At 75.0% G+C, this 11,916-nt stretch carries 11 protein-coding genes; 5 read left to right on the top strand and 6 right to left on the bottom strand.

Features of this window, described 5'->3' with window-relative positions:
• Positions 1-61 precede the first annotated feature (61 nt).
• Positions 62-535, top strand: a complete 474-nt coding sequence (locus O2W17_RS08475; RefSeq protein ID WP_269191957.1) for a MarR family winged helix-turn-helix transcriptional regulator — start codon at positions 62-64, stop codon at positions 533-535.
• An 84-nt stretch (positions 536-619) separates the two neighbouring features.
• On the opposite strand, the gene O2W17_RS08470 is transcribed toward O2W17_RS08475, so the two are convergent.
• From O2W17_RS08470 to O2W17_RS08445, 6 genes are all read right to left on the bottom strand, one after another.
• On the bottom strand, positions 620-973 hold the full coding sequence (locus tag O2W17_RS08470; protein WP_269191956.1) for a GroES family chaperonin: 354 nt from the start codon (positions 971-973) through the stop codon (positions 620-622).
• Positions 974-1,092: 119 nt separating this feature from the next.
• Entirely contained in the window at positions 1,093-1,440 is a 348-nt protein-coding gene (locus tag O2W17_RS08465; RefSeq protein WP_269191955.1) for a metallopeptidase family protein, read from the bottom strand.
• Positions 1,437-2,861 (bottom strand): GuaB1 family IMP dehydrogenase-related protein, encoded by a 1,425-nt coding sequence (locus O2W17_RS08460; protein ID WP_269191954.1) that lies wholly within the window; start codon positions 2,859-2,861, stop codon positions 1,437-1,439. Before O2W17_RS08460 ends, O2W17_RS08465 begins: the two co-directional genes overlap by 4 nt.
• A 54-nt stretch (positions 2,862-2,915) precedes the next feature.
• A complete protein-coding gene (locus O2W17_RS08455; protein WP_269191953.1) occupies positions 2,916-4,376 on the bottom strand; it encodes a glycosyltransferase family 2 protein in 1,461 nt (486 codons plus the stop codon).
• The gene (locus tag O2W17_RS08450) at positions 4,373-5,452 is read right to left on the bottom strand and encodes a HEAT repeat domain-containing protein (RefSeq protein ID WP_269191952.1); all 1,080 of its coding nucleotides are present in this window, start codon (positions 5,450-5,452) and stop codon (positions 4,373-4,375) included. The genes O2W17_RS08455 and O2W17_RS08450 overlap by 4 nt, the downstream gene beginning before the upstream one ends.
• Positions 5,449-5,835: a response regulator transcription factor gene (locus tag O2W17_RS08445; protein WP_269191951.1), complete on the bottom strand. Its 387-nt coding sequence runs from the start codon at positions 5,833-5,835 to the stop codon at positions 5,449-5,451. The genes O2W17_RS08450 and O2W17_RS08445 overlap by 4 nt, the downstream gene beginning before the upstream one ends.
• Positions 5,836-5,968: 133 nt before the next feature.
• Between O2W17_RS08445 and O2W17_RS08440 the strand changes: the two genes are divergently transcribed.
• The 4 genes from O2W17_RS08440 to O2W17_RS08425 all read left to right on the top strand — a co-directional run bounded on the left by O2W17_RS08440 (position 5,969) and on the right by O2W17_RS08425 (position 11,913).
• Positions 5,969-8,812: a hybrid sensor histidine kinase/response regulator gene (locus O2W17_RS08440; RefSeq protein WP_269191950.1), complete on the top strand. Its 2,844-nt coding sequence runs from the start codon at positions 5,969-5,971 to the stop codon at positions 8,810-8,812.
• Positions 8,809-10,110: a serine--tRNA ligase gene (gene serS / locus O2W17_RS08435; RefSeq protein ID WP_269191949.1), complete on the top strand. Its 1,302-nt coding sequence runs from the start codon at positions 8,809-8,811 to the stop codon at positions 10,108-10,110. Before O2W17_RS08440 ends, serS begins: the two co-directional genes overlap by 4 nt.
• 79 nt (positions 10,111-10,189) lie before the next feature.
• Positions 10,190-11,098 (top strand): HAD family hydrolase, encoded by a 909-nt coding sequence (locus O2W17_RS08430; protein WP_269191948.1) that lies wholly within the window; start codon positions 10,190-10,192, stop codon positions 11,096-11,098.
• Between the two features lie 11 nt (positions 11,099-11,109).
• Positions 11,110-11,913, top strand: coding sequence for an HAD family hydrolase (locus tag O2W17_RS08425; protein ID WP_269191947.1), 804 nt, complete (start codon positions 11,110-11,112; stop codon positions 11,911-11,913).
• Positions 11,914-11,916: the final 3 nt, after the last annotated feature.

Here is an 11,916-nt window from a genome sequence, read left to right as displayed (position 1 = left end):
GATAATCTCGATCGTCGAGAGATTACGACGGACGGCGATGAAGTGCGAGGGGAGGTGGCGCGTGGGTGATGCTGGGGAGCGGCAGGAGCTCGCACTCCTCCTTCGGCGGCTGACCGTGGAGCTGGATGCGGTCGGGCAGAGATTCGCCCAGGCACACGGGCTCAACCGCACCGACGTCCGTGCGCTGGTGGCGATCATGGACGCCGCCCGCCGCGGCGAGGCGCTCACCGCCGGGCGGCTGGGCGAGGCGGTGGAGCTGCGGTCGGCATCGGTGACGGCGCTGGTGGACCGGCTGGAGAAGGTCGGCCACGTACGCCGCTCCCGCGACGCCGAGGACCGGCGGCGGGTCGTGCTGGAGATGTCGGACTCGGCGATGGCGGCCGGCGCGGAGCACTTCGGCGGGCTCGCCCGCGACCTCACCGCCGCGATGGAGGGCTACACGCCCGAGGAGCTCGCCGTCGTCCGCCGGTTCCTGGTCGAGATGACCGACGTGATCGTCGAGCACGCCCGCGCGACGGAGCCCCCCGAGGCATAGGAGGCTATGCCCCCATCCTGGGCTGCCCGATCACAGGCAAAGCCTCCTATGCCTGGGTGATAGCGGGGCCGACCGCGCACTCGGTCACAGGTAGAGGCCGGTCGATTCCTCGATGCGCTCGGCGGCGACGGCGTGCACGTCGCGCTCGCGGAGGATGATCAGGTCCTCGCCGTGCACCTCGACCTCGTGCTGGTCCTCGGGTGAGAAGAGCACCTGGTCGCCGACCTTCACCTGGCGCACGCTCGGCCCGATGCCCTTGGCCTCGCCCCACACCAGCCGCTTCGCCACCTGGGCGGTCGCGGGGATCAGGATGCCGCCGCTGGAGCGACGGTCGCCGTCCTCCTTGCGCAGCGCGACCAGGATGCGGTCGTGCAGCATCTTGATCGGCAGGCCGCCGCCCCGGGCCGTGGCTGACTCGGAGGCGAAGTTGTCGGGCACGTCGATCCACGCTACCCGCCGCGCTCGCCGCCGCCGCAGGCGTGCAGGACGCCGCGCCGCGGGTCCCCGCGGTGGGCTTCCGGGGGAACGCCGGGGTGGGTGTCCGCGGGAAAGCTCCGTCAGCCCCAGCCGAGCTCGTGGAGGCGGTCCTCCTCGATGCCGAAGTGGTGCGCGATCTCGTGCACGACGGTGATCGTGACCTCGTCGACCACGTCGTCCGCCGTCTCGCAGATGTCGCAGATCGCCTCGCGGTAGATCATGATGCGGTCCGGCAGCGAGCCGCCGTAGTCCCAGCCCCGCTCGGTCAGCGCGTAGCCCTCGTAGAGCCCGAGCAGCTCCGGCTCCTCGGGGTTCCGGTCCTCCACCAGGACGACGACGTTGTCCAGCAGCGCCATCAGCTCCGGCGGCACCTGGTCGAGGGCGTCGGCGACCAGCCCCTCGAACACGGGCAGGGGGAGCGGCGTCACCAGCTCGTCGGCAGCGGCCGGCCCTCCTCGTAGCCGGCCGAGCTCTGCACCCCCAGGACGGCGCGCTCGTGCAGCTCGTCGACGGTGCGCGCACCCGCGTAGGTGCACGAGGACCGGACGCCGGCCACGATCTGGTCGATCAGGTCCTCGACGCCGGGCCGGGCGGGGTCCAGGTACATCCGGGAGGACGAGATGCCCTCCTCGAACAGGCCGGCCCGCGCCCGCTCGAAGCCCGACTGGGCCGCCGTCCGCGCCTTGACCGCGCGCGCCGACGCCATGCCGAAGGACTCCTTGTAGAGGCGGCCGCCGTCCTCGTGCACGTCCCCGGCGCTCTCGTAGGTGCCGGCGAACCAGGAGCCCACCATCACGTTCGCCGCGCCGGCCGCGAGCGCCAGCGCGATGTCGCGCGGGTGCCGCACGCCGCCGTCGGCCCAGACGTGCTTCCCGAGCGAGCGCGCCTCGGCGGCGCACTCCTCGACGGCGGAGAACTGCGGCCGGCCGACGCCGGTCATCATCCGGGTGGTGCACATGGCGCCGGGGCCCACGCCCACCTTGACGACGTCGGCGCCGGCCTCGATCAGGTCGCGGGTGCCCTGCGCCGTCACCACGTTGCCGGCCACGACCGGCACGGAGCCCGCGACGGAGCGCACGGCGCGCAGCGCCTCGATCGCCTTCTCCTGGTGGCCGTGCGCGGTGTCGACCACCAGCACGTCCACGCCGCCGGCCAGCAGCGCGGCGGCCTTGCCCGCGACGTCGCCGTTGATCCCGACGGCGGCGGAGGTGAGCAGGGCGCCGTCGGGGCCGGTCGCCGGCGTGTAGATGGCCGAGCGCAGGGCGCCCTTGCGGGTGACGACGCCGACCAGCCGGTCGCCCTCCACCACGGGCGCGGCGCTGATCCGCTCGCCGGAGAGGACGTCGAAGACCTTGGGCAGGTCGGTGCCGGCCGGGATGGTCAGCGGCTCGCGGGTCATCACCTCGGACAGCTGGGTGAACCGGTCCACGCCCTGGCACTGGCCGTCGGTGACGACGCCGACCGGCGAGCCACCCTCGACGACGACCACGATGCCGTGCGCCCGCTTGGTCAGCAGCGACAGCGCCTCGCCCACGGTGGAGGTGGGGGACAGGGTGATCGGGGTGTCGTAGACCGGGTGCCGGGTCTTGACCCAGGACACGACCTCGGTGACGACGTCGATCGGGATGTCCTGCGGCAGCACGGCGAGCCCACCGCGCCGGGCCACGGTCTCGGCCATCCGCCGGCCGGAGATCGCGGTCATGTTGGCGACCACGATCGGGATCGTGGTGCCCACCCGGTCGGGCGTGGTCAGGTCGACCTCGAGCCGGGACCCGACCGTCGAGTGCGCCGGCACCATGAAGACGTCGGAGTAGGTGAGGTCGTGGTCGGGGCGCTGCAGGAACCGCATGTGCTCCAGTGTCCCTGACGCGCCTCCCCCGAGGGGGTCCCGCGGCCGAGCGCCCTACCGCGGGGCCGGGACGAGCAGCTCGGCGGACGGCGCGTCGTCGCGTGCGAACCCGACGCGGGGCATCGCCGTCCACACCGGATCGCGGCGGGTGAGCGCCGCGACCAGGCCGCGCAGCCGGAACCAGGCGTGCGCCTGGCGGTACCCGACGTTCTCCACCAGGCCGGCCACGATCAGCGTCAGCACGTCCCGCCCGCGCTGGTAGCGGTGGTAGGTGAGCTCCTCGACGGCGACGGCGGTGGTGGACAGCAGCGTCCCGACGGCCATGGCCAGGCCCACCATCACCGCGGCGATCCCGAGGTCGAGGATCCCGAGCCCGGCGGCCACGGCGACCGCGGCCAGCCCGAGGATCTCCACCACCGGTCCCAGCAGCTCGAAGAGCAGGAAGAACGGCAGCGCCATCGTGCCGATCGGCCCGAAGCGCGGATTGCCGATCATGCGGCGGTGCTTCCACAGCAGCTGCGCCAGGCCGTGCGACCAGCGCTGCCGCTGCCGGGCCAGCACGCGCCAGGTCTCGGGCACCTCGGTCCAGCACACCGGCTCCGGGACGAAGACGACGCGGTGCGGTGCGCCGACCCGCCGCTGGTGCTCCAGCAGGCTCACCACCAGCTCGGCGTCCTCGGCCAGCGACCGCGGGTCCAGCCCGCCGATCTCGAGCAGCAGGTCGCGGCGGAACAGCCCGAACGCCCCGGAGATGATCAGCAGGGCGTTCGCGTCGGCCCAGCCGGTGCGGCCGAGCAGGAACGAGCGCAGGTACTCGACGCCCTGGATGCGCACCAGCCAGTTGCGCGACAGCCGCGGCTCCAGCACGGTCCCGCGGTCGGTCAGCGCACCGTTGGCCGCGCGGATCACCCCGCCGGCGGCGATGACGTCGGCCGGGTCCTCCACGAAGGGGCGGGCCACCCGCAGGAGCGCGTCCTCCTCCAGGAGCGAGTCGGCGTCGACCATGCAGACCAGCGGGTGGCGGGCGACGTTGAGGGCGGCGTTGAGGGCGTCGGACCGGCGGCCGACGCTGGTCTTGCGGATGACCACCAGGGGGTCGCCGGTGGTGGCCCGGTGCACGGACAGGATCTCCCCGTCCACCGGTAGCTCGGCGGTGCGCCGCGGGTTGATCTCGGCCAGCTGGTAGCGCTCGGCCACCAGCTCGAACGTCCGGTCGGTCGACCCGTCGTCGACCAGGACCACCTCGAGGGCGGGGTACCGCTGGCCGAGGGCGGCCTGCAGCGTGTCCAGGATGCCGGCCTCCTCGTCGTGCGCCGGGACGAGCAGCGACACCGCCGGGGTGAGCGGGCTGGCGAAGATCTCGCCGTAGCCCTCGGCGCCCTTCCAGCGGCGCGCTTCGGCGACCCGCCGGGCGCCGAGCAGGACCAGGGCCAGCATGCTCAGGTCGAGCAGCAGCGTGTAGCCCAGAACGGTCCAGCTGGCGGTCAGGACGACGTCGTGCAGCACCTCGGTCACCGGGCACCCGCCGGCTGCGGGCGGGACGGGGTGGTGCCCAGCTGGTCGAGGGCGGCCCGGGCCACGTCCGCCACGGCACCGGGCCCGGAGGCCACGTCCTGGAGGGCGGCCCGGCCCTCCCGGCCGAGCCGCACCAGGGCGTCGGCGCAGGCGGCGCGGACCGCGACGTCGGACGCGGCGAGGCCGGCGAGCAGCGGAGCGGTCGCGACGGGGTCCCCGATCCGGCCCAGCGCCTCGGCGCTGGTGCGCTGCAGGGAGGCATCGGCGGACCCGCTGAGCGCGCGGACCAGCGGCTCGGTCGACGTCGGGGAGCCGATGCGCCCGAGCGCGCCGGCCGCGGCCCGCCGGACGCCGGTCCCCTCGCCGGTATCGCGCAGCAGCCCCTCCAGCAGCGGTGCGGCGGAGAGGTCGCCGTGCACGCCCAGGAGCTCGGCCACCAGCTGCCGGGCGGGGCCGTCCCCGGCGACCAGCGCCTCGCGGAGCACGGGGAGGGACGAGGTGCCGAGGTCGAGCAGGGCCATTCCCACGACGCCCTGCGGCAGGGCGCGGGCGCCGGAGGTGGCCCGCAGGAGGGGGGCGACGGCGGCCGGTTCGCCGGCCTTGCCGAGCGCGCGGGCGGCCGCGCAGCGCACCTCCAGTGACCGGTCCTGCAGGCGGGCGGCCATCGTCGCGATGTGCTGCCCACCGGCGGCGGAGCCGAGCAGCGCGACGGCGCGGCCGCGGCGCCAGGACCTGCGCGCGGAGAGGTCGGCGACCGCGCGGGCGACGACGCCGCGCTCGGCGAGCACCTGCCGGAGCACCTGGCGGTCGCTGCCGCGCAGCTGGGGCAGCAGGTCGAGGACGATCTCGTCCAGGCCGGCCGGCGCTCCGGCGATGTCGATCCCGGCGGTGCCGTCGGCCGGGTCGTCGTCGAGCAGGGCGTGCACCAGGGGCATCAGCTCGCGCGTGCGCCGGGCGTCGCGGGCCGAGCGGCGACCGCGGAGCAGGTGCGCCGTCGCGACCGTGGCCAGCAGCACCACGATCAGCACGGTGACGCCGGCGCCGGCGAGGAGCGCCGGACCGACGGGCGGGCTCATTCGCCGATGCTGCCCGGAGGCAGGGCGGCGGTGACGCGGCTGACCAGCTCCCGGGTGCTGAACGGCTTGGCGACGAAGTCGGTCGCCCCGGCGGCGAACCCGCGCTCGAGGTCGGGCTCCTGGGCCTTGGCGGTCAGGAGCAGGACCGGCGTGCGGGCCAGGTCGGCGTCGGCGTCGGTGCGCAGGGCGCGGCAGACCTCCAGGCCGTTCATGCGCGGCATCAGCCAGTCCAGGACGACCAGGTCGGGGCGGAGCTGGCGGGCGGCGGCCAGGCCGGCCTCGCCGTCGGCCTCGACCGACACCTGCAGCCCGAGCCGGCCGAGGCGGAAGGCGACGAGGTCGGCGATGACGGGGTCGTCGTCGACGACGAGCACGTGGGTCATGGGGTTCCGTTCGCCGGTGGTGGGACCCCCTCCGCATCGGCACGTCCGCCGGGCAACTGAAGCGCCTCCGCGAGCGGACGATCCGGTGCCGTTCCGCCTCAAGCAGCGGGCGCACCGGGCCGACATCTGAGGCGTGCCCCTCCGCTCGCGTCCCCTGACCGACGCCGACGACGCCCGACCGCTCCGGGTGCTGCTGCGCCGGCCGATGCTCGTGGCGCTGGCCGCGCTGACGACGGTGGCCCTGACCACGCTGGCGCTGGCCGTGGCGGTGGTGAGCGTGCTCGGGCCCCGTGTCGACCGGGCCAACGAGATGCTCGCGGCGGTGCAGGACGGGCACATCGCGATGCTCGACCAGGAGACCGGCCTGCGCGGCTTCCTGGTGACCCGGGAGGTGCGCTTCCTGCAGCCCTACTGGAGGGGCGTCTCCGACCTGCGGCGCACCGACGCCGCGCTCGACCGCATCGCCGGGGAGGACCCGGGTCTGGCCGTGCACGTCCGGGAGCTGCAGGAGGCCCAGCAGCGGTTCATCACCGGCTGGGTCGAGCCCGTGCTGACCACCCAGCCGGCGATCGGCGACACCGTGGCCCTCGGCGAGCTGCTGAGCCGGGAGAAGGCCCTGTTCGACCACTACCGGACGGTCGAGGGGCACATCCGCGAGCTCATGGAGGAGCGCCGGGAGCAGGTGGGCGTCCAGCGGAGCGCCATCGTGCTCGGCGGTGCGGTCCTCGGCCTGGTCGTGGCCCTCGCCGTCGCGCTGGCCGTGCGGCGGGCCGGCCGGCGGCTGGCCGGCCAGCTGCTGCCGCCGACGCAGCGGGTGCGGGAGACCCTCGCGTCGCTGGCCTCCGGCGACCTGGACAGCCGCGCCACCGAGACCGGCCCGGCGGAGCTGCGCGACATCGCCGGTGACGTCAACGCCCTCGGCGTCGCGCTCCGCGAGCGCAGCGACCTGGTCGCCGCGCGGGAGCGGGAGCTGATGGGCGCCCGGGACGAGGCCGAGCGGGCCGGGCAGGCCAAGACCGCCTTCCTCGCCACGATGAGCCACGAGATCCGGACCCCGCTCAACGCCGTCCTGGGGCTGACCGACCTGCTGCTGACGACCTCGCTCACCGACGAGCAGCGCGGGCACCTGGAGACCGTCTCGCACAGCGGCGACAGCCTGCTGGCGCTGATCAACGACATCCTCGACTTCTCGAAGATCGAGGCGGGGGAGCTCGACCTCGAGCAGGCGCCGTTCGACATCGCCGGGCTGGTCTACGACGTCGCCCAGCTGCTCGCGCCGCAGGCCGCCGGCAAGGGCCTGGACCTGCTGGTCGACATCCCCGGTGACGGCTCGTGGCGCGCCGTCGGGGACGGCGCGCGGCTGCGCCAGGTCCTGACCAACCTCGTGGGCAACGCGGTCAAGTTCACCACCGCCGGGCAGGTCGTGGTCAGCCTGGCCGGCGAGGAGTCCGGCGGCGTGCTGGCCTGCCGGCTCGCGGTGAGCGACACCGGGATCGGGATCCCGGCCGGCCAGCGGCACCGGCTGTTCCGGTCGTTCAGCCAGGGCGACGCGTCGATCACCCGCTCCTACGGCGGTACCGGCCTCGGCCTGGCGATCAGCCAGCGGATCGCCCGGGCGATGGGCGGCGACATCACCGTCGACAGCCGCGAGGGCGGCGGGTCGACCTTCACGGTGGCCGTCCGGCTGGCGGTCGCCCCGGCGGCCCCTGAGGACGACCCCGGCGGCAGCCTCGCCGGGCGGCGGCTGCTGGTGGTGGACGACAACGCCACGAACCTGCGCATCCTGGAGCACCAGCTGGGCCGCACCGGCGCCACCTGCGTCCTCGTCGACAGCGGCGCCGCGGCGCTGGCGGCGCTCGAGGACGGCTCCTTCGACGCCTGCCTGCTGGACCTGCACATGCCCGGCATGGGCGGTGAGGAGCTCGCCGCGCGGCTCCGGGCGCACCCCGTGGCGGGCGCGATGCCGCTGGTCCTCCTCAGCAGCGCCGCGCACATCCCCTGCGACGGCGCCGTGACCTTCGACGCCCGGCTGCACAAGCCGGTGCGCCCGGAACGGCTGGCGCAGACCCTGCAGGCGGTCCTGCAGCGGGCGGCGGGCAGCCGGGCGGACGGCTCCAGCGGTGCGGTCCCGGCCCTGTCCCGGCCGGCCGGGCAGCGGCTGCGGGTGCTCGTCGCCGAGGACCACGCGGTCAACGCCCACCTGATCGGCCTCTACCTGCGCCAGCTCGGCCACGACTCCGTGCACGTGGAGAACGGGGCGCTCGCGGTGGAGGCGGTCCGGCGGGACAGCTACGACGTCGTCCTCATGGACGCGCAGATGCCGGTGATGGGCGGGGTCGCCGCGACGACGGCGATCCGCGCGCTGGACGTACCGCAGCCCGTCGTCGTCGCCGTCACCGCCAGCGTCCTGGCCAGTGACCGGACGGCGTTCCACGCCGCCGGCGCCGACGAGTTCCTGACCAAGCCCGTCCGCATGGCGACGCTCGGCGACGCCCTGGAGCGGGTGGCCGCCGGCCGGCCGGGCGGGATCGCCGTCGCGGCGCAGGTGGCCCCGGCCGGCGACGTGCCCGGTGACGTGCCCGGCGACGTCCTGGACCGCGAGACGGTGGAGGAGCTGCGCGACCTCGGGGAGGACGGCTTCGCGCACCTCTACCGCAGGTACGCCGACGGGCTCACCGAGACGGTGGCGGCCCTGCTGGCCGCCGACATCACGACGGCCGACCCGCACGACGAGAACGGCACCCCCCGGCTGGCCCACCGGCTCAAGGGCAGCAGCGCCGCCATGGGCGCGCTCCGGCTGGCCGAGATCTGCCGGCAGCTCGAGGAGGCGGATGCGGCGTCCCCGGGCCGGGACGACGCGCTGACCGCGCTGCGGGACGAGAGCCGGCGGGTGCACGAGGCCGTGGCGGCGCTGCTCGGCGGTGAGCAGGCGCGCGCCGCGGGCCCGGGCGGCCCGGCACCTACGATCAGGGCGTGATCGACCTCCGGCTCGTGCGCGAGAACCCCGACCTCGTCCGTGCCAGCCAGCGCCGCCGGGGGGCCGACGAGTCCCTGGTCGACGCGCTGCTCGCCGCCGACGTCGCCCGGCGCGAGGTGGTCAAGCGGGCCGACGACCTGCGCGGCGAGCAGAAGAGCGCCTCCCAGGCGGTCAAGAAGGCATCCCCGGACGAGCGGCCCGCCGTCCTGGACCGGGCGAGGGCGCTGGCCGCCGAGGTGAAGGAGGCCGAGGAGGCGCAGCGCGCCGCCGACGCCACGCTGCGCGAGGTGCACGTCCGCATCCCCAACGTGGTGGCCGACGAGGTGCCGCCGGGCGGCGAGGACGACGCGGTCACCCTGCGCACGGTCGGCGAGGTGCCCGCGTACGACTTCGCGGTGCGCGACCACATCGAGATCGGCGAGCGGCTCGGCGCCATCGACATGGAGCGCGGCGCGAAGGTGTCCGGCTCCCGCTTCTACTTCCTCACCGGCCCCGGGGCGCTGCTGGAGTTCGCGCTCGCCCAGCTGGCGATCTCCCGGGCGGTCGCGGCCGGCTTCACCCCCGTCATCGCCCCGGCGCTGGTCAAGCCCAGCGCCATGGAGGGCACCGGCTTCCTCGGCGAGCACGACGAGGAGGTGTACCGGATCGAGCGGGACGACCTGTACCTCGTGGGCACCTCCGAGGTCGCGCTGGCCGGGATGCACCAGAACGAGGTGCTGGACCTCTCCGGCGGGCCGCGGCGCTACGCCGGCTGGTCGTCCTGCTTCCGCCGCGAGGCCGGGTCCTACGGCAAGGACACCCGCGGCATCATCCGGGTGCACTGGTTCGACAAGGTGGAGATGTTCAGCTTCGCCCGGCCGGAGGACACCGCAGCCGAGCACCTGCGGCTGCTCGCCTGGGAGGAGGAGTTCCTCCAGGCCCTCGAGCTGCCGTACCGCGTCGTCGACATCGCCGCGGGAGACCTGGGCACCAGCGCCACCCGCAAGTACGACATCGAGGCGTGGTTCCCGACGCAGGGCACCTACCGGGAGCTCACCAGCACCTCGGACTGCACGACCTTCCAGGCCCGCCGGCTCAACATCCGGTACCGCGACGACGACGGGAAGGCGCGGACCGCCGCCACGCTCAACGGCACGCTCTGCGCCATCGCCCGCACCATCGCCTGCCTGCTGGAGGTCCACCAGCGCGCCGACGGCTCGGTGCACGTGCCGGTGGCCCTGCGCCCGTGGCTCGGCGGCGTCGAGGCGCTGACGCCGGGCATGACCCTGGCGGCGCCCGTCCCGCCCGCGACGGCATGAGCCCGACTCCGCGCCCCGGTCCGCTCCTCGCTCGCAGACCTCACTGCGATGCTCCCGGAGCTGTCGTCGGGCGGTCGGCATGAGCGCGCACCCGCCGAAGGCCCTGCAGGCCTACGGCGTCCTCCCCGGCGCCGACCAGGTCGTCGAGCTGGGCGACCTCGGGTCGTGGCGGCCCAAGCTCGTGGCCAGCGACCTCGACGGCACGCTGCTCGACGCCACGGGCGAGGTGAGCCCCCGCACCCGCGCGGCGCTCGCGGCGTGCTGGGACGCCGGCATCCCGGTGGTCGGCGTCACCGGGCGCGGCCCGCGGCTGCTGGAGAGCGTGCGCGCCGCCCTCGACGGGCGCGGCGTCGCCGTCCTCGCCCAGGGCGGGTTCGTCGTCGACCTGGAGCGGGACGAGGTGCTGCGCACCGTCGCCCTGCCGCGGGCCCAGGCCCAGAACGTGATCGAGCGGATCGAGGCGGTGACCGGCGAGCTCGTGGTGGCCGTCGAGGACGCCGCCCAGCAGCGCGAGGCGCGCGGCGCGCTGCGGGTGCAGCACGGCTTCGACTGGCCCTACCCCGAGGACGCCCAGCTGCTGGCCAAGGACGACGTGCTGCCGGCCGAGGCCGTGCTCAAGGTCTTCCTGCGCTCGCCCACCATCGGCCAGGACGAGCTGCTGGCGCTCGCCCGGTCCGTCGTCGATCCGGCCGACGCCGAGCTCACCCACGCCGGCCTCGGCTTCATCGAGGTCCTGCCGCCCGGCATCACCAAGGCCACCGGCCTGGCGATCGCGCTGGAGCGGCACGGGGTCGGCTTCGGCGACGTGCTGGTCTTCGGCGACATGCCCAACGACCTGCCGATGCTGACCGCCGTCGCCGCGGCGGGCGGCCGGGCCGTCGCGGTCGCCAACGCACACCCCGCCGTGCGCGCCGTCGCCACCGGGCTGACCAGCGGCCACCGCGCCGACGGCGTCGCCCGCTACCTGGAAGAGGTCCTCGGTGTCTGACCGGATGCGCGATGTCTGACTGGAAGCCCCGCCTGATCGCCAGCGACATGGACGGCACGCTGCTGCGCCGGGACGACACCGTCAGCGAGGCGACGGTCGCCGAGCTGGGGCGCTGGCGGGCAGACGGCGTCCCGGTCGTCCTGGCCACCGGCCGCCCGCCGCGCTGGATGCACCGCATCCGCGAGGTGCTCGGGTACGGGACGGCGGTGTGCTGCAACGGCGCCGTCCTCCTGGACCTGGAGAGCTTCGAGATCCTCTCCGAGGAGCCGGTGCACCCCGACGTCCTCCGGTCGGTCACGGACGAGCTGCGCCGGCGGCAGCCGGACACCTGGTTCGCGGTCGAGTACGGGCTGGAGTTCCGTCACGAGCCCATCTACCAGCCGCGCTGGGACGTCGACGCGCCCGGGGTCGCGGAGGCGACGCTGGAGGAGATGGTGCTGCAGCCGGTGGCGAAGCTGCTGGCCCGGCACGAGACGCTGCCGCGGGACGAGTTCGTGGAGCTGGTGCAGGAGGTCATCGGCGGCCGGGCCACGGTCACGCACTCCTCGACCGACGCCCTGGCGGAGATCTCCGCGACGGGGGTGACCAAGGCGTCGGGCCTGGCGACGGTCGCCGAGCGGCACGGCGTCGGCCCCGGCGAGATCGTGGTCTTCGGCGACATGCCCAACGACATCGCCGCCTTCGAGTGGGTGCGCGACGGCGGCGGACGCGCGGTCGCCATGGCGCACGCCCACCCCGACCTGCTCGCCGTCGCCACCGACGTCACGGGCACCAACGACGACGACGGCGTCGCCCGGTTCCTGAACTCCCTGTAGGCA

This window comes from Blastococcus sp. VKM Ac-2987, from assembly GCF_026967805.1.
Taxonomy (GTDB): Bacteria; Actinomycetota; Actinomycetes; order Mycobacteriales; family Geodermatophilaceae; genus Blastococcus.
This window is presented reverse-complemented; position numbering and strand designations above follow the sequence as displayed.